The organism is Tardiphaga sp. (assembly GCF_041424195.1).
Taxonomy (GTDB): Bacteria; Pseudomonadota; Alphaproteobacteria; order Rhizobiales; family Xanthobacteraceae; genus Tardiphaga.
In genome coordinates this window covers 1-17,419 of the sequence record NZ_JBGMOE010000213.1, presented here as the reverse complement: position 1 = coordinate 17,419, position 17,419 = coordinate 1, and the positions used below count along the sequence as shown (strand labels likewise).

At 62.8% G+C, this 17,419-nt stretch carries 20 protein-coding genes; 10 read left to right on the top strand and 10 right to left on the bottom strand.

Going from position 1 to position 17,419, the window contains the following annotated elements:
* Window positions 1-112: 112 nt before the first annotated feature.
* The gene (locus tag ACEK02_RS29765) at window positions 113-463 is read right to left on the bottom strand and encodes a PilZ domain-containing protein (RefSeq protein WP_371425035.1); all 351 of its coding nucleotides are present in this window, start codon (window positions 461-463) and stop codon (window positions 113-115) included.
* 147 nt (window positions 464-610) lie between these two features.
* The gene (locus tag ACEK02_RS29760; RefSeq protein ID WP_371425034.1) at window positions 611-1,546 is read right to left on the bottom strand and encodes a glycine/sarcosine/betaine reductase selenoprotein B family protein; all 936 of its coding nucleotides are present in this window, start codon (window positions 1,544-1,546) and stop codon (window positions 611-613) included.
* Window positions 1,547-1,624: 78 nt separating this feature from the next.
* Between ACEK02_RS29760 and ACEK02_RS29755 the strand changes: the two genes are divergently transcribed.
* From ACEK02_RS29755 to tsaA, 5 genes are all read left to right on the top strand, one after another.
* Window positions 1,625-2,608: a transglycosylase SLT domain-containing protein gene (locus ACEK02_RS29755; protein WP_371425033.1), complete on the top strand. Its 984-nt coding sequence runs from the start codon at window positions 1,625-1,627 to the stop codon at window positions 2,606-2,608.
* Window positions 2,609-2,697: 89 nt separating this feature from the next.
* Window positions 2,698-3,432, top strand: a complete 735-nt coding sequence (locus ACEK02_RS29750; RefSeq protein WP_371425032.1) for an AzlC family ABC transporter permease — start codon at window positions 2,698-2,700, stop codon at window positions 3,430-3,432.
* A complete protein-coding gene (locus ACEK02_RS29745) occupies window positions 3,429-3,773 on the top strand; it encodes an AzlD domain-containing protein (protein WP_371425031.1) in 345 nt (114 codons plus the stop codon). Before ACEK02_RS29750 ends, ACEK02_RS29745 begins: the two co-directional genes overlap by 4 nt.
* A 92-nt stretch (window positions 3,774-3,865) precedes the next feature.
* On the top strand, window positions 3,866-4,852 hold the full coding sequence (locus ACEK02_RS29740; protein ID WP_371425030.1) for a Bug family tripartite tricarboxylate transporter substrate binding protein: 987 nt from the start codon (window positions 3,866-3,868) through the stop codon (window positions 4,850-4,852).
* Window positions 4,853-4,878: 26 nt separating this feature from the next.
* On the top strand, window positions 4,879-5,370 hold the full coding sequence (gene tsaA / locus ACEK02_RS29735) for a tRNA (N6-threonylcarbamoyladenosine(37)-N6)-methyltransferase TrmO (RefSeq protein ID WP_371425029.1): 492 nt from the start codon (window positions 4,879-4,881) through the stop codon (window positions 5,368-5,370).
* A 162-nt stretch (window positions 5,371-5,532) separates the two neighbouring features.
* On the opposite strand, the gene ACEK02_RS29730 is transcribed toward tsaA, so the two are convergent.
* The 4 genes from ACEK02_RS29730 to ACEK02_RS29715 form a co-directional block, all read right to left on the bottom strand.
* A complete protein-coding gene (locus ACEK02_RS29730) occupies window positions 5,533-5,961 on the bottom strand; it encodes an HIT family protein (protein WP_371425028.1) in 429 nt (142 codons plus the stop codon).
* Between the two features lie 59 nt (window positions 5,962-6,020).
* Complete coding sequence (locus ACEK02_RS29725) at window positions 6,021-7,256, bottom strand: GNAT family N-acetyltransferase (RefSeq protein WP_371425027.1); 1,236 nt, start codon at window positions 7,254-7,256, stop codon at window positions 6,021-6,023.
* Between the two features lie 121 nt (window positions 7,257-7,377).
* Complete coding sequence (locus ACEK02_RS29720; protein WP_371425026.1) at window positions 7,378-8,142, bottom strand: glycerophosphodiester phosphodiesterase; 765 nt, start codon at window positions 8,140-8,142, stop codon at window positions 7,378-7,380.
* A 78-nt stretch (window positions 8,143-8,220) separates the two neighbouring features.
* Entirely contained in the window at window positions 8,221-8,688 is a 468-nt protein-coding gene (locus tag ACEK02_RS29715; protein ID WP_089263740.1) for a RidA family protein, read from the bottom strand.
* Window positions 8,689-8,994: 306 nt separating this feature from the next.
* Between ACEK02_RS29715 and ACEK02_RS29710 the strand changes: the two genes are divergently transcribed.
* Window positions 8,995-9,816, top strand: a complete 822-nt coding sequence (locus ACEK02_RS29710) for a cell envelope integrity EipB family protein (protein ID WP_371425047.1) — start codon at window positions 8,995-8,997, stop codon at window positions 9,814-9,816.
* 50 nt (window positions 9,817-9,866) lie between these two features.
* Here the strand turns inward: ACEK02_RS29710 and ACEK02_RS29705 are convergent, their stop codons facing one another.
* A complete protein-coding gene (locus tag ACEK02_RS29705) occupies window positions 9,867-11,246 on the bottom strand; it encodes a malonyl-CoA decarboxylase (RefSeq protein ID WP_371425025.1) in 1,380 nt (459 codons plus the stop codon).
* Between the two features lie 174 nt (window positions 11,247-11,420).
* On the opposite strand from ACEK02_RS29705, the gene ACEK02_RS29700 reads away from it, so the two are divergent.
* On the top strand, window positions 11,421-12,407 hold the full coding sequence (locus ACEK02_RS29700; protein WP_068732554.1) for an ABC transporter substrate-binding protein: 987 nt from the start codon (window positions 11,421-11,423) through the stop codon (window positions 12,405-12,407).
* Between the two features lie 75 nt (window positions 12,408-12,482).
* Here ACEK02_RS29700 and ACEK02_RS29695 read toward each other — a convergent pair whose 3' ends face one another.
* Window positions 12,483-13,499 carry a flavin reductase gene (locus ACEK02_RS29695; RefSeq protein WP_371425024.1) on the bottom strand — a complete coding sequence of 339 codons (1,017 nt, stop codon included), beginning with the start codon at window positions 13,497-13,499 and terminating at the stop codon, window positions 12,483-12,485.
* 140 nt (window positions 13,500-13,639) lie between these two features.
* On the opposite strand from ACEK02_RS29695, the gene ACEK02_RS29690 reads away from it, so the two are divergent.
* Entirely contained in the window at window positions 13,640-14,686 is a 1,047-nt protein-coding gene (locus ACEK02_RS29690; RefSeq protein ID WP_371425023.1) for a peptidase M29, read from the top strand.
* A gap of 121 nt (window positions 14,687-14,807) precedes the next feature.
* On the opposite strand, the gene ACEK02_RS29685 is transcribed toward ACEK02_RS29690, so the two are convergent.
* Both ACEK02_RS29685 and ACEK02_RS29680 read right to left on the bottom strand, forming a co-directional pair.
* Entirely contained in the window at window positions 14,808-16,121 is a 1,314-nt protein-coding gene (locus tag ACEK02_RS29685) for a DNA polymerase IV (protein WP_371425046.1), read from the bottom strand.
* The gene (locus tag ACEK02_RS29680) at window positions 16,112-16,405 is read right to left on the bottom strand and encodes a DUF3572 domain-containing protein (RefSeq protein WP_371425045.1); all 294 of its coding nucleotides are present in this window, start codon (window positions 16,403-16,405) and stop codon (window positions 16,112-16,114) included. The genes ACEK02_RS29685 and ACEK02_RS29680 overlap by 10 nt, the downstream gene beginning before the upstream one ends.
* Window positions 16,406-16,624: 219 nt before the next feature.
* On the opposite strand from ACEK02_RS29680, the gene ACEK02_RS29675 reads away from it, so the two are divergent.
* Window positions 16,625-16,990, top strand: coding sequence for a response regulator (locus tag ACEK02_RS29675; RefSeq protein ID WP_068732379.1), 366 nt, complete (start codon window positions 16,625-16,627; stop codon window positions 16,988-16,990).
* Window positions 16,991-17,000: 10 nt separating this feature from the next.
* On the top strand, window positions 17,001-17,419 hold a 419-nt coding region (locus ACEK02_RS29670), incomplete at its 3' end, for a response regulator (protein ID WP_371425022.1).

Sequence of the window (17,419 nt, the reverse complement as noted above, 5' to 3'; positions counted from 1 at the left end):
ATGAATGAGATGCACAGAGAGTTGTGGCCATCCTTCGAGACGCGGCGTAAGTACGGCGTCCCTCAGGATGAGGGATGAGGGCGGCGGTCGTTGCGAGAGAATGCGACGAGCTCTACTGACCCAGCAGCTTCTGGATCTGCTTTTGCAGCTCGCGCTTCTTCTTCTCGCTCTTGCGCAGCCGCGCTTCGATGTCGGAGCTTTCCTTGCTCTCCACCGGCGGATCGGTGAAGGCGACGCCGACGATGTTGTCGCGCCACCAGATCACCTTGGCGAGGAAAGAGCGGCCCTTGCGGGCAATGGCCAGCGTCATGTCGTCCTTGGGCAGGCGGGCGCCGCTTCGGAATTCGATACGGGCGCCTTCCTCGGAAATGTCGCGCACGACACATTCCTTGGCCTTCTGGTCCTTGGACGCGACGGCGCCGTAGATGACCTTGTCGCGCACGTTCTTGCGTCGCTCGTCCATGTCCTGAAGTCCCCGCTTGGTTGACGGGCGGGACTGTACGCGGTTCCACCCGGCGGGGAAGGCTCAAGCGCCGGCCAAGCAGAGTTAACGTAAACCAAAGTTAAGAGCGATCGCGGAAAGACCGGGTGTTTGTCCTCGCGGGGCGGCTCAGGCAGCCGTCTCGCGCAATCCCCGGGCAATGTCCTTCTGCTTGTCGAATTCGGCCCGGCGGCGGGCCAGTTCCTCGGCGCTGAGCAGGGCGACATTGTTGTAGTCGCGCTTCCACACGGCGTCCCTGGCCCAGCGCTGCGGCGACACCAGGGTGGTCTGCGGACCGACGGCGGATTCCAGCAGGCGCAGGGCCAGTTCCAGGGTTTGCGCCTGTGAGGCCTTGTCGTGCGGTTTGCCGGCGGAGTTGCCGAGCGGGAAGTCGCTGAACAGGAAGCGGGGCACGGCAGCGTGTTCGACGATGTCCTTGGCGCAACCCATCACCACGGTGGCAATGCCGTTGGCCTCCAGCTCGCGGGCCACGAGGCTGATGGTCTGGTGGCAGACCGGGCAGTTCGGCACCAGCACGGCGACGTCGACCCCATCGGCCTTCGCGCGCTTCACGATCTCCGGCGCATCGGTCTCAAGGGTCACGCGATGGCTGCGATTGGTCGGCGCGCCATAGAAGCGCGGTGCGACACTGCCGATGCGGCCCGATGCCGCGAGATCGCGCAGCGCGGGCAGGGGAAACCAGGTGCCGCTGTCATCCGCCCTCGTATGCACGCGGTCATAGGCGATGTGCGAGATGCGCAGGTCGTGATCGACCGACGTATCGCCGTCATAGACCTGATAGAACTTGGCGCCGCCATTATAGAGCGCGCCCGGACCCTGATCGCCCTTGGCGGGATCGAAGGGGGCCGCGGTGGTGACGATGGCGACGCGCGATTGCGCCAGCGGCTTCGTCAGCGGCTGGAACGGCGCGTCGATGTGATGGGCCCAGCGATAGGGAACGTCATAACCGATCGCCTGATAATAGGCGCGGGTGCGGGCCATATACTGGATCGGAACATCGTCGTCGCTGGCAAAGCCGGATTTGTCGTCGCCTGTGTCGGCCATTGTTTGCGCTCCCGGTTTCGCCGTCTTTCGTTCATAGCTAGCTGCTGGGGTCTCGCTGTCAAGGCGCGGGGAAACCGCATGGGATCAGGCATGGCGCTCGGAAGGATCATCGGCCGGATACTTTGCCTCGGGGCGCTGTTGCTTGCGCCGGTCGCGGGCGGGCGCGCCGAAGAGCTCCCGGTCAGCGAATTGGCCAAGCCCGGCGCGGACCGGATGCTGCCAATGACGGCTCCGGAGAAGCCCAATCTGGCGCGAGACAGCGCTGCCCGCGAGTCGATGTGTCTGATGATCGAGTCCGCAGCGCGGGCCAACGATCTGCCGCTGGAGTTCTTCGCCCGCGTGATCTGGCAGGAGAGCCGGTTTCAGCCCGATGCCGTGGGTCCCGTGACGCGCAATGGCCAGCGCGCACAGGGCATCGCGCAATTCATGCCGGGCACGGCCGATGAGCGGCGTTTGCTCGATCCGTTCGATCCCGTGCAGGCGCTGCCGAAATCGGCGGAGTTTCTCAGCGAGCTGCGCAACCAGTTCGGCAATCTCGGCCTCGCGGCTGCGGCCTATAATGCGGGACCGCGCCGCGTCCAGGACTGGCTCGACGGCAAGGGATACATGCCCTTTGAGACCCGCAACTATGTCTCCGCGATCACCGGCGCGACGGTCGAGGACTGGCAGGCCGCCGGACGCAACGGCAAGATGCCGCCGCGTGCCGCGACGTCGAGCTGTCGCGAACTGATGGCGCTGCTGCAGCGCGCGCCCAATCCCTTCGTGACGCAACTGGAAGCGCGCGTGAAGCTTGGCGAAGCGCGGCCATGGGGTGTGCAACTGGCTGCCGGATTCAATCGCGATCGCGCGCTGATGCAATATGCGCGGGTGATGCTACGGCTGCGTTCCGTGGTCGGCGATCGCGATCCGAACTTGTTGAACTCGCTGTTTCGCAGCCGCGGCACGCGGACGTTCTATCAAGTGAGAATCGGGACCGACACGCGCGATGAGGCCAACGATCTCTGCGGCAAGATCCGTCGTGCCGGGCAGGGCTGTCTGGTGCTGCGCAATGGCAGAGGGTGACGCTGCCGATCCATGCATTCCGCGATCTTGACGGCTGCGGATTTCGGCCGCCTATGGCAGGTCGGATCAATCAATAACATGCGGATACCGTGGCGCTTCCTGCACTGGATTCACCGAGATGGCAGGGCAGTGCAGCCGCCTTCCTGTTCGGGATGGGGTCGATCGCCAGGACCATCCTGACGCTGGTGCTGTTCGCGACCTATGTCGGCATCGGCGCACTCGCCCATGACACACATTTCAGCCTGTTCTGGGCACTGGCTAGCACGTTATTCGTCTGGGCGGGTCCCGCGCAGATCATTCTTCTCGTCGCGCTCGGCTCCGGCGCCACGGTGATTCAGGCGGCGCTCGCGGTGACCGTGAGCGCGATCCGGCTGTTTCCCATGGTGGTGTCGGTGCTGCCGATGCTGCGCATGCCGGATACCAAAAAGCGCCAACTGATCCTGCCATCGCATTTCATCGCGGTGACGCTGTGGGTCGAGTGCTTCCGGTTGATGCCGCAGGTCCCGCGCGAGCGACGCATCGCCTTCGTCAACGGGCTCGGAGTGGGCCTCGTCTCGACGTCGCTGACCGCGACCTTCATCGGCTATCACCTCGCGGCCAATCTGCCGCCGCTATTCGGCGCGGCGATCCTGCTGCTGACGCCGCTGGCGTTCCTGCTGTCCACCGCACGCAACTGCAAGCAGCTCGCCGATGTCGTGGCGCTCGTGCTCGGCCTCGCGCTGTTTCCTGTCGTGTCGATGTTCAACACCGGCGTCGACATCCTGATATCGGGCGTCTCCGCCGGGACCATCGCCTATGGCGTGCATCGCTGGAGGCGGCGATGAGCGACTTCATCGGCGACTGGCACGCGCTCCTTGTGCTGCTGCTGGCGGGATTCCTGCCCAATGAAGTCTGGCGCATGCTCGGTCTGTGGCTCGGCGGCGGCGTTGACGAAGAGTCCGAGATATTGGTCTGGGTGAGGGCGGTGGCCACTGCGATCCTCGCCGGTGTCATTGCGCAAATTCTTGTCGTGCCGCCCGGCGCGCTGGCAAGTATTCCACCGCCGTTGCGCTATGGCGCGGTGGCTGTCGGTCTCGTCGTCTTCGTCGCTTTCAGGCGCTCGATCTTCCTCGGCGTCGCATGCGGCGAATTGGTGATGGTCGCCGGCAAATACATCCTGGGTTGATAGGCGGCAGCGTCAGGCTGTATCGGCCTTGTATGACTGCGTGAACGCGATAGTCTCCGCCCAACTTAAAAAATAATCGGTTGGGAGATGATATGAAATTGCGCGCGCGTTCTGCCCTGATATCCGGCCTTGTCATCGCTGCGATGGCCGTTGCCGCGCCGCTCGCCCGTGCGGCGGAATATCCCACGCGCACGATCAAGCTCGTGGTGCCTTACGCAGCGGGTGGCCCGACGGATGTGCTCGCGCGGCTGGTCGCGGACTATCTCGGCCGCGACCTCAAGCAGCCGACGATCGTCGAGAACAAGCCGGGCGCGCAGGGCGCCATCGCCGCCGAAGCGGTCGTACGTGCAGAACCCGATGGCTACACGTTGTTCGTCACAGCCGCGTCGATCATGGTGCTCAATCCACTGCTCTACAAAAAGCTGTCCTACGATCCGCAGAAAGATCTGCGCATGCTGACGGTGGTCACCGATCTGCCTGTGGTGATGGAGGTGCATCCGTCCGTGCCGGCCAAGACGGTGAAGGAATTCGTGGCTTACGCGAAAGCCAATCCGGGCAAGCTGAATTTTGGCTCGGCCGGCACCGGCGGCACCATTCATCTCGCAGGCGAGATGTTCAAGCAGATTGCCGGCGTCGAGATGACGCATGTGCCTTACAAGGGCGCGGGGCCGGCGCTGACCGATCTTCTCTCCGGCAATATCCAGGTGATGTTCGACACGCTCTCCACGGCGCTGCCGCCGGTGAAGGCCGGCCTGCTGCGGCCGCTCGGCGTCAGTTCGAAAGAACGCAGCCCGGATCTGTCTGACGTGCCAACCGTGATCGAGAGCGGCTATCCCGATTATCAGGTTGGCGTCTGGTTCGGCCTGGCGGGGTCGTCGAAACTGCCGGACGACGTCGTCAGGACCGTGATGGCCAGTATGGATCGCGCCCTGAACGACAACACGTTCCGTGCCTCGCTGGAAAAGATCGGCTTTCCCGTGCTGCGGCCGAAGAGCGTCAAGGAGATCAACGAATTCGTTGACGAAGACCGGGCGCGGTGGTCGAAGGTGATCAAGGCGCAGAACATCTCGCTGGATTGATCGACAGGGTGCAGGAACGGTGACCAATGGTTCGTGAAAGCGAAATCCGCGCCGGCGAACTCGCCGTCGATGCACCGAAGCCGAACCATGCGGGCCTCGTCTATATCGGGCGCATCCGCACGCCATGGACGTCGCGGCTGGAAACGCCGCGACAGGGCCGCCATGACGGCCCGGTGTGCCGGCTCGAGATCTTCGAGCCGTGGGTGCCGGGGCTGAAGGACCTCGATCTCTACAAGTATCTCGAAGTGATCTACTGGCTGCATCTGTCGCGCCGCGACCTGGTGCTGCAGAGCCCCAAGAACGACGGCAATGCCCGCGGTATCTTTTCGCTGCGCACGCCGGTGCGGCCCAATCCGCTGGGCACGTCGATGGTGAAGCTGGTGGGAATCGAGGGATCGACCGTGCTGGTACGCGGGCTCGATTGTCTCGACGAGACGCCGCTCCTGGACGTGAAGCCCGACCGCTGCGAATTCACGCCGCTGGCGCCGCCGCAGCCGGGTGATTTCCAGACGGAGTAGGGCTCGGCCGCCCGCTCTCTGCCCTCATCCTGAGGAGCGACCTCTTGGTCGCGTCTCCCAGCGAATGGCGAAGCCATTCGCTGGGGATGGCCGCAAACTAAATCATGGTTCGAGACGGCGCCCGAGATGGGCGCCTCCTCACCATGAGGGCGGAGTTCGTGGCTACAACGCCGCCAGTGCCGCGATCAGCTTGGTCGCGTTGTCTTCCAGCACTTTCGGGTCTTCCTTGCGCGACGCCGGCGGCAGCAGGCCGACATTGTCGTGGCGCGGCATCACATGCATGTGCAGGTGAAACACTACCTGACCGCCGGCGGCTTCCGAATATTGCGCGACGGTCATGCCGTCGGCGTTGAAGGCGTGTTTGCAGGCGGCGGCGATCTTGTGGGCGGCGCGGATCACATGGGCGTAGTCGTCCGCCGTGATGTCGAAGATGTTGCGCGCGGGCGCCTTGGGTATCACCAGCGTATGGCCGGGCGAGCGCGGCATGATGTCCAGAAAAGCCAGGACGTGCTCGTTCTCATAGACCTTGTAGCAGGGGAATTCGCCGCGCAGGATCTTGGCGAAGATGTTGTTGGGGTCATACGCGGTCATGGAATCCTCCGGAGAATTTCGGGGACTGTCGCCGCCAGACGTGACCTGGTCAAGACGGCTTAATCCTGCTCGTCGGTCTTCCGGAACGGGCCGGCTTCGGTCAATTCACGGACGGCCTCCGCGACATATTCGCGCTCGCGCTGAAGATATTCGCCGACGGCCTGACGCAGTCCGCGATCGGCGATGTAATGCGCCGAATAGGTGGTCTGCGGCAGATAGCCCCGTGCGATCTTGTGCTCGCCCTGGGCGCCGGCCTCGACAATCTTCAATCCGCGGCGAATGGCGAAGTCGATGGCCTGATAATAGCAGACCTCGAAATGCAGGAACGGATGATGTTCGATGGCGCCCCAGTGGCGGCCGAACAGCGTGTCCGAGCCGATGAAGTTGATCGCGCCGGCAATCCATTTGCCGTCGCGTCTGGCCATGATCAGCACGACATCATCACTCATGCTCTCGGCAATGAGCGAATAAAACGCGCGTGTCAGATAGGGGCGCCCCCATTTGCGCGAGCCGGTTTCCATGTAGAAGGCGAAGAACGCGTCCCAGGCATCCTCGGTGATGTCGCTGCCGGTGAGGGGATGGATGGTGATGCCATTGGCCAGCGCATCGCGGCGTTCGCGCTTGATCGCCTTGCGGTGGCGTGAATTCAGCGTCGCCAGAAAATCGTCGAAACTGCCGTAGCCGTCATTGTGGAAATGAAACTGCTGGTCGGTGCGCTGCAGGAAGCCGCGCTGGCCAAGAAATTGCCATTCGCTCTCGCGTGCGAATGTGACGTGAACCGACGATGCATCGGTGGCGTCGCACAGGCCGACGAGGCCGCCGGCCAGCGCTGTGGCGACGCGTTCCACGTCGACGCCGTCGCGGATCAGGAGGCGCGGTCCGGCGGCCGGCGTGAAGGGAACCGAGGCCTGTAGTTTCGGGTAATATTGCCCGCCCGCGCGCTCATAGGCGTCGGCCCAGCCGCGGTCGAACACGTATTCGCCCTGCGAGTGGGATTTCAGATAACAGGGCACGATACCAAGGATGCGGCCCTCGCTTTTGGCGATCAGGTGCCGCGGACCCCAGCCGGTGCGGGCGCAGGCCGAATTCGATTTCTCGACGGCCGTGAAAAAGGCGTGGGACACGAAAGGGTTGTAGATGGGCTTCGAGCTGCAACCGTTGCTCGCCGGCGCCAATGTGTCGAGGCGTTCGACCCCGCCGAGATCGGCGCGGCCGGTGGCGCAGGCGTCCCAGTCCGTGGCCGGAATCTGGCTGATGGACGCCACTGCTTCGAGGGTAATATCCGATGACGTCATCAATCACTTGAACCGGTCATGTGCGATCAACCGTCGCGGTGACCGCTCCTAAGATTGTGCATCGCGCCCGTCACTTCAAGGGCCCACGCGCGGGCAGGAAAGCGATGGCTTTCGCTGCACTCTACCCATCCTGCGCGCTCTCCGGCACGAAGCCCTCGAACGTCATCTGGTCGGCATAGCGGGCCGTGATGGCGCGCTGTTCCGGCGTCCGCACGGTCCAGGTCAGCAGCGCGCAGCCAAAAATATTGCGGGCGATCCAGGGCGCCGGGGCGGGCAGTTCCTTGACCCAGTAGGAGACGAAATGCGGGCGGGTGCGGAAGGCATGGCGGAGATGGCGCATGCCGTCGCGTTGGGCCTGCGTCAGCGTCAGCCACTCGCCAGCGTCATAGGTGCGCTGGGCGGTGATGCCGCGCGGGATCCCGGGGGCGATCTGGCGCATCGCGAGAACCTGATCGGGATCGAACGACATCCAGGCCACGGGCCCGCGATAGGTTCTGAGAATATCGGCGACGCGGCGCACGAGTTTGCGGTCGCCATCGAAATGGCTCTTGATCTCGATCACGAGCCCGACGCGGCCATCGATCAGCGCGAGCAGATCGCCGAGCGACATCATCCGCTCCGGCGTATCCTTGAAGGCAATTTGCTTGAGTTCGGCGGATGTCTTCGCGAGCAGGGGACCGGAGCCTTCGGTGAGGCGGCCGAGTTCATCGTCATGATGCACCATCGCTTCGCCGTCGGCGGTGAGCTGCACATCGGTCTCGATGCTGAAATTGCCTGCGATGGCGGCATGCATGGCGCCGGGCATGTTCTCGATGATGCCGCGGGCAGGGTCGTGCAGGCCACGATGCGCGACCGGTCGGGCGATGAGCCAGTCAGGTGCGCGCATCGGGATTGTCCTGCATCAGAGCGTTTTCAAGCGAAGTGGATACCGGTTCGCGTGAAGAAAACGCTTCAAAACGAAAAGCTAGATGACTTCGAACACGGCGTCGATCTCGACCGCGCAATCCGCGGGCAGCGAGGCAACGCCGACAGCGGCGCGGGAATGCCGGCCCTTGTCGCCGAAGGCGGCGACCATCAGGTCCGACGCGCCATTGATGATCTTCGGCGCGTCAATGAAATCCGGCGTCGAATTGACGAAGCCGCCGAGACGAACGACGCGGGCCACCTTGTCGAGATCGCCGAGCGCAGCCTTGACCTGGGCCAGGATGTTGATGGCGCAGCCGCGCGCCGCATTGACGCCCTGTTCGAGGGTGACGCCGGCGCCGAGCTTGCCCTTGGCGATCAGCTGGCCGTCTGCGCCCATGCAGATCTGGCCGGAGACGAACAGCAGATTACCTGTGCGGACGAAGCCGACATAGTTCGCCACCGGGCTCACCGGCTCGTGAAGCTTGACCCCCAAATCCGCGAGTTTCTGCTCGACCGTTCCTGCCATCGTGATTCCCCAAATGATTGATGAAGTGCCCGAACAAAGGTCCCCAAAGGGTTCAGGCACCGTCTGTTTCACCCATACCGCGTCGCCACGCAAGTGACGATCGGGCGACACCGGGTCGCCGCCGTAACAGTGCGGATTCGGTGAGATTTGCTGCAGAATATGGCATTTCCACAGTGCCAATCCGGCGTGGCCGTAGTTGCGACGCAATAGGGCGCTCTTTATTGTTGTAGTTCGAGAATCCAGGGAAACCCCATGCGCCGCATTTCCTCCGTTTCGCGCCTCCAGGCTGCTTCGCTGGCACTGACCATGGCGACCTTCGTGGCGCCGGTGTCGGCATTCGCGGCTCCCCCCGCTGCGGGCACGCCGTTCGTGGCGCATCAGGCGCTGTATGAGTTGAAGCTCTTGAAGTCGCGCGGCAATGCCAGCGTCAACAGCGCCAGCGGCCGCATCCTCTATAATTTCACCGGCAGCGCCTGCGAAGGCTACACGTCGGATTTCCGCCAGGTCTCCGAACTGAATAGCGGCGAGGACAAGACCACGCTGAGCGATCTGCGCTCCACCAGCTGGGAAGCCGGCGACGGCAAGAGCTATCGCTTCAAGATCGACACCCGCATGAATGACGGCGATGCCAGCGCCGTCGATGGCATGGCGGAACGCGAGGGCGACCACGTCACCGTCAAGCTGAAGCAGCCAGTGGCCAAGACCTTCACGCTGGATGGCTCGACCGTATTTCCGACCGAACAAATTCACCGCATCATCGCCGCCGCCCGCGAGGGCAAGTCGGTGCTGGAACTGAATGTCTATGACGGTTCGGATACCGGCGAGAAAGTCTACAGCACGCTCACGATCATCGGGCAGGCGATCCCCGGTGACCGCAAGGTCACCGAACCCGATCCTTCGACGGGCGATGACGGCATGAAGAAGCTGACGCGCTGGCCGGTGACCGTCAGCTATTACGACAAATCGGCAAAATCCTCCGATGGCGGCGAGCAGATGCCGGTCTATGCCATGTCGTTTGAACTCTTTGAGAACGGCGTCTCGCGGTCCCTGGTGCTGGACTACAATGACTTCGTCATCGGCGGCGCCATGAGCAAGTTCAATGTGAAGGACAGCAAGCCCTGCAAGTGAGCAGGGCTCACACTCTCCCCGCAGGCCGGGAGAGTGTGACGCACTGAGCTTTACTCCGCCCTTGTCAGCCGCATGCTGTCCAGCAGACGCAGGCCAGCGCCACCTTCGCTCTTCAGCAGCTTCTTCACCGCGCTCGATGCCGCGATCTCGTAATGATCGGCATAGGCCTCGTGGTTCTTCTCGATATCGTCGAGACGATACAGATAGTTCACCATCAGGCTGGCGGACTCGCGCAGGCCCTTGGCCGAGGTGTCGCCGAGCCAGTCGATGCGCTCCAGCCGTGCGCCATTGCCGAGATGGAAGCGGGCGACGGAATCGATCGGGCCGCCGCGCGGGCTCTTGGCTTTCAGGAAGTAATGCGCGGCGAGGTGCTCCATCACGGGCTTGAGCTGCGCCGTCAGCGCTGTGTCGTGCACCCATAGCGGATCAGCGAGCATGTCGACCAGCGCCTGGTCCTCATTGGACAGGTTGAGGTCATCGGCCTTCTTGAGCCACTTCATGAAGCCCGGCACCGGTGACAGCGTCACGAAAGTGTCGAGCTTGGGCAATTCGCGGCGCAGTTCCTCGACCACCTGCTTGATCAGGAAGTTGCCGAACGAAATGCCGCCGAGACCGCGCTGGCAGTTGGAGATCGAATAGAACACCGCGGTGCGGGCACGCTCGATGGGCACCGGCTGGCGATCGACCGCCAGCAGCGGCGCGATGGCGCCCGGAATGGTTTCGGTGAGCGCAACCTCGACAAAGATCAGCGGCTCATCGACCAATGCGGGATGGAAGAACGCGTAGCAGCGGCGATCCGCGGGATCGATGCGGCGGCGCAGATCGTCCCAGTCGTGGATCTCATGCACCGCCTCATACTTGATGACTTTTTCCAGCACATTGGCGGGCGTGGACCAGTCGATCTTGCGCAGCACGAGAAATCCCCTGTTGAACCACGATGCCAAGAGATGGACGACGTCGCGATCGACGGCGTTGAGATCCTTGTTACCATTCTTCAGATCGAGAAGATCTTCACGCATCTTCACGAGTTCGCTGGTCGCGTTCGGCGCGCGGTTCAGCCGGCGAAATAGTTCCTGCCGCTGCGGCTCGGATGCGAAATGCAATTCGCCGGAGACGTCACCGGTCGGCTTGGCGCGCCATGCCTCGATGGCCTTTTCGAGCTTGTCGCGATCCGGACCGTAATTCTGCGCGAGGTGCTCGAAGAAGGTGAGGCGGCCGGCCTCGTCGAGACTCTTATAGCGGTCGAGCACGCCGCGCGCGAGGACCGTGCCCGATGCTTCGCCGCGTCCTGACAAAAGCTCTGCGCAGAGTTCGATCAAATCCGATGCGTTCTGTTTGGGATCGACAGATGCAGGGCCGAGCCGCAGCAGCGTGCGTCCGCGTTCCGAGATGGATGCGAGGAGATCGGAGAAGAAGGAGTCATTGCTCATGGTGAATCAATTCCCGGGCTGGCAGTCCGACCAGTCTGCTTCAATATAGCCCATAGCGAGGCATATTGCGCGTTCATTTGAAGCATGAAACAATTGTGAGCGGGGAGCGCTTCGGCAGGAGAATTGCATTCGTTTCTGATTGCGGCCGGGTCGCTGAAAACAGAGGAATTCAGGATGAAGCGGATCGCATCGAAGCGTGGCGTTGTGGCGGCTCTCGCGCTGGGCGCGTTGCTGAGCAGTGGCTCGGCATTTGCCCAACAAACCATCAAGGTTGGCTGGACCATTCCGGCCGAAGAATCCAAATACTGGATGATGAAGCGTCCGCAGGAATTCGCGGATCTCGGCAAGAAATACAATATCGAGTGGGTGCAGTTTCAAGGCACTGCGCCGATGACGCAGGCACTCGCCGCCGGCGCGCTGGACTGCGCGACGCAATCGGTGCTGGCACTGGCGCAGGGCGTGCAGAGCGGCAATCTCAAGGCCTCCATCGTCGCGCAGCACGTGTTCGAGAAGCCGGGCAGTTTCTCCGTCTATTGGGCCGTGAAGGACGATTCACCGATCAAGACCATCGCCGACCTCAAGGGGAAGACGATGTCGATCAATACGCTCGGCTCCGGCATCTATGGCCCGATGGCGATCCTGCTGAAGCAGGCCGGCCTCGATCCGGCCAAGGACGTTAAGCTGGTTGAAGTCGGCTTCGCCCTCTCGGAAGAAGCGCTGCGTTCGGGTCGCGTCGATTCCGCCGTGATGAACCAGCCGTTCGCCGCGCGCATGGAAGCCAAGGGTGGCACCCGCAAGCTGTTCTCGCTGTCGCAGCAGCAGGATGGCATCGTGCACATCCTCGAAGCCTGCCGTGCCGACTTCATCGAGAAGAATCCGGAACTGGCCAGGATGTATGTGCGTGACCTGACGCTGGGCATGCAAAAGGCGCTGGCCAACCGCGACGAAACCCTGAAGGTCGTCAACGAAGTGATGAAAGCCCCGATCCCGGTGCTGGAAACCTATCTGCTCAAGGACAATGATTTCGCCAGGGATCCGGGCGCTGCGCCGAATTTCGACGCGATCCAGAAGATGCTCGACACCTATGTCGAATCCGGAATGCTGCCGAAGAAGCTCGACGTCTCCGAGCTGAAGGGCAAGGTCGTCGCGCCGATCAAGTAACGACGCTTCGGTTTGAAAGATTTCGATGATGCCCGGCCTTGTGCCGGGCATTTTTGTTTGATGGATGTGTAGGCTCTACTCGTCCGTCACATCCGACATGCCGCTGTCGATCAGGAGATCGAGGGTATATTTGATTGTCGCGCGCTCGTCGTCGCTGAAGCGCTTCAGCAGTTCCGCCTCATGTTCGAGCGCAGCCTTCTGCACGGGCTTGACGCGCGCGCGACCCTTGGCGGTGAGGTACAAGGTGACGCGGCGGCGATCGTTCGACGTGCTCTTGCGCTTCAGCAGCTCGTCGCGCTCCATGCGGTCGAGCACTTTTGTCAGGCCCGGCTGCTTCATCAAGGCCATTGCCGCGAGTTCGCCGACCGACAGGCCCTCGACATCGGCGAGGCAGGCCAGCACGCGCCATTCGGGCACCGTGAGGTCCCACTCCTTGAGCCGGGCGTGAAAGGTGCTGGACACATTGAAGCTCGCGCGCGCCAGCAGATAGGACAGGTAGCTGCGTGCAAAACTGTTGCTGGCCAGAGCCGGCGTCCGCGGCTGTGCCTTGTCGATGCGGCGGAGTTGTCCGGAGTGGAAGACGAGCGGATCGTGATTGCGCTCGACGAAATGCACGACCTCGCCAACAAGGATGGTGTGGTCGCCGCCGGGATAGCGTGCCCACGTCTTGCATTCGAAGATCGGTGCGAGGCCCTCGATCAGCGGCGCGCCGCTGATGCCCGGTGCATGCGCGATATCAGCGAATTTGTCGGAGCCGCGGCGGCCGAAGCGCATCGCCAGCTCGCCATGATCGGCGCCGAGAAAGTGGATGGCAAACGCATCTGCCGCGACGAAGGGATCGTGGCTCGGCGAGGATTTTGCGACGCTCCACAGTACAAGCGGCGGATCGAGCGACACGGACGAGAAGGAGTTGGCGGTCATGCCGACGGGATGGTCGCCACTGGTGGCGGTGACCACGGTGACGCCGGTCGGAAACTGGCCCAGCGCCTGACGAAAGGTGGCGGGGTTGACCGCCTGCGCCTTGTCCGGGAGCTTGTCGTCTGCGACCTTGTCATGCGCCGTCTTGTCAAACGCCGTTTTGTCAAAGGCCATGGGATTCGCCGCTCCGCGACGTCAGGGACTGCTCAAAATACAGCGCCAGACTGTCCTTCAAGATTAAAAATATTCCTTTTCATATAACATGACGGCGCTTATCATCCAATCATAATCGCTTAAAAACACGGAGAAACGGCATGCTGGCGGATCGCATCGAGGCGAAATGGATCGACGCATTCTGCGAGATCTTCGAACGCTGCGCGGTCAAGCCCGGCGACACTGCCGCCATCCTCTCCGAGACGCAATCGCGCGCGCTGAATGTCCACATCGCCGAACTGGCATTGCTGCGCATGGGCGCGCGGCCGTTCCACGTCGTGGTGCCGACGCCGCGCAACAAGCAGGTCGTGCCGATCCGCTCCACCGGCGCGTCCGAGGCGATCCAGCAGCTTGGCCCGGTGGTGTCAGCGCTGCAGCAGGCCGGCTTCGTGGTCGACTGCACCATCGAGGGCCTGATGCATGCGAAGGAGACGCCGGAGATTCTCAAGGCCGGCGCGCGCATTCTAGTGATCTCCAACGAGCATCCCGAAGCGCTCGAGCGCATGGTGCCGGACTCGGCGCTCGAGAAGCGCGTGCGCGCGGCGGCGAAGATGCTGCGCGGCACGAAGCACATGAAGGTGACGTCGAAGGCGGGCACCGATCTCGACATCAACATGGAAGGCGCCGCCACCGTCGGCGTCTGGGGCTGGACCGACAAGCCGGGCACGCTGGCGCATTGGCCGGGCGGCATCGTGGTGAGCTTCCCGAAGAGCAAGACCATCAACGGCACTGTGGTGATGGATGCAGGCGATATCAATCTGACCTTCAAGCGCTACCTGACGTCGCCGGTGCGGATGCTGTTCAAGGACGACTACGTCACCGAACTCACGGGCGAGGGCGCCGACGCCGAGATGATGAAGCGCTATCTGGCCGCCTGGGGCGATCGCGAAGCCTACGCCGTGTCGCATGTGGGCTGGGGCATGAACCCCAATGCGCGCTACGAGGCGCTGCAGATGTATGACCAGCGCGACACCAACGGCACGGAAATCCGCGCGGTGGCGGGCAACTTCCTGTTCTCCACCGGCGCCAACGAATTCGCGGGCCGCTACACGGCGGGGCATTTCGATCTGCCGATCTTCAAGACAACGATCACGCTGGACGGCGTGGATGTGATCAGGGACGGCGAGCTGCAGGACGTGTTCGGCTAGCCACAAACTCTGCCCTCATGGTGAGGAGCGCGCCACTCGGCGCGCGTCTCGAACCATGACTGGGGGGGGGCGGCCATCCTTCGAGACGGCGCTGAAAAAGCGTCTCCTCAGGATGAGGGGCTCAGCTTTTCTCGGAAGTCCGCGGCTTCTCTGGCCCGTCATAGGCAATGCCGCGGATCACCGCGGCGCTGCCGAACTTCTTCCTGAGATCGTCCATCGCCCGTTCGGCATGAGACGAGCGGCGGTCGAGCATGTTGTCATCTCCGGCTTCCGCGCCGGGTTTCAGCGCGCTGACGCCGGTGCCGATCAGGCGAAAGGCCGTGCCGTCGATTTCCTTCGCCAGCATCTCGCGGCTGATATCGAAGATGCGCGCCGCCATCTGCGTCGGCGACTGGATCGATTGCGAGCGGGTGCGCTGGCGGAAATCCGCGGTCTTCAATTTCAACGTCACCGTGGTGCCGGAGAGTTCACTGCTCTTCAGTCGCGAGGAGACCTTCTCCGAGAGCCGCCACAGGATTTTCTCGAGCGTGGCGAAGTCGCCGATGTCTTCGTTGAATGTGGTTTCGTTCGAGATCGTCTTGGCGCCGCGGTCGGCGACCACGAGGCGATCGTCGATGCCGCGGGCGAGGCGCCACAGCCTGCGGCCTTCGCCGCCGAACTGTTTCATCAGGTCGGTCTCATCGGCCTTCTGGATGTCGCTGATCTTGCGAAAGCCGCGCTGCGAGAGTTTCTCCGCGGTTGCCGGGCCGACGCCGTAGATAAAGCTGACGGGCCTGTCGGCGAGCATGGCCACGGCGTCGTCCTGATCGAGTGTGGCGAAGCCGCGTGGCTTGTCGAGATCACTGGCGATCTTGGCGAGAAACTTGTTCACCGACAGGCCGACCGAGACCGTGATGCCGACAGTGCGCTCGATGTCGGCGGCGAATTTCGCCAGCACCTTGGCGGGGATCATGCCGTGCACGCGCTGCGTGCCGGACAGATCGAGAAAGGCCTCGTCGATCGACAGCGGCTCCACCAGCGGCGTTAACGCCTGCATGGCGTGACGGACCTCGCGGCCGACGCGGACATATTTCGCCATGTCGGGCCGCACCACGACGGCATCGGGGCAGAGATCGAGCGCCTTGAACATCGGCATCGCCGAGCGCACACCATAGGTGCGGGCGATGTAACAGGCCGCCGACACCACGCCGCGCTTGCCGCCGCCGATGATGACAGGCTGATCGACGATCGCGGGGTTATCGCGCTTCTCCACGGTCGCATAGAACGCATCGCAATCGATATGCGCCAGCGTCAGCGCGGGCAGTGCGTGGTGTCGCACCAGGCGCGGCGAGCCGCAGGCGGTGCAGCGCTTCACGCGAACATCCAGATCGACAAGGCAATCCCGGCAGAAGCAGCGCGGTCCGCTCAGCTCTGACGGGGAGGGGCTCACGTAAATTCCTGCCCGCGGGGATCGAGCGCCTGCCGCGCGGCGGCGATGGTGGTGGGGTCCAGTTGCGACGATGCCGAAAACGCTTTCACGGTCTCGTCATCGCGCAGCACGAAATCGAGCACGCTGACGAGGAACTGCGGGTCCTTTGCAGCCGAGCGGAGGGTCTCCGGACCGATTCCGCTCTCGGAGAGGAACAGGCCCAGCCGATCGGGTTGCCCCGCGACAAAGGATAGCGCCTGAATCGCAACGATTTCAGCGACTTCACTGGGGTGGCGCTTGGGCTTTTTCATCATGCGTGTTTGCCTTTCCGTAACTTATCGTCTCTATTTTGAATCATCATGCCCGAGTCACCGGGGCGATTCCAGTTGGTGGGATGCGCGCGGTACATGGGCACTTCGGCGGGTGGCCGAAGTGAATTCGGAAGTTCGCTTCGGAAATCGCAGTGCCGGTGACGCAGGGCAATCATGCCCCGCGCATACAAGACCGTTCAGTCGGGATTGGAGGGCGGGATGGCAAAAACCGTCCTGATCGTGGAGGACAACGAGCTCAACATGAAGCTCTTCCGTGACCTGCTGGAAGCCCATGGCTATCAGACAGTCGGCACGAGCAATGGCTATGAAGCGCTCGATCTGGTCCGCTCGCTCCGCCCCGATCTCATCCTCATGGATATTCAGCTACCGCAGGTCTCCGGTCTCGAAGTGACCGGCTGGATCAAGAAGGATCCTGCAATCAGCATGATCCCCGTCGTTGCCGTCACAGCCTTCGCCATGAAGGGCGACGAAGAGCGTATCCGCGAAGGCGGCTGCGAAGCCTATTTGTCAAAGCCCATTTCGGTCGGAAAATTTATCGAAACCGTTCGACGGTTCATCGGTTAGGGAGTTCCCTATGTCAGCGCGTATTCTTGTCGTCGATGACATCCCCGCCAACGTCAAGCTTCTGGAAGCCCGTCTCTCGGCGGAATATTTCGACGTCGTCACCGCGTCCAACGGCGCACAGGCGCTGGAAGTCTGCGCGCGTTCGGAATGCGACCTGATCCTGCTCGACGTCATGATGCCCGACATGGACGGTTTCGAAGTCTGCCGTCGCCTCAAGGCCAATCCGAAGACGCACTTCATTCCGGTGGTCATGGTCACCGCGCTGGATTCGCCATCGGATCGCGTGCGCGGCCTCGAAGCCGGCGCCGATGACTTTCTCACCAAGCCCGTCGCGGATGCCGTGCTGGTGGCTCGCGTGCGCTCGCTGACCCGTCTGAAGATGATGACCGATGAGCTGCGCATGCGCGCCATCACCTCGCTCGAGATCGG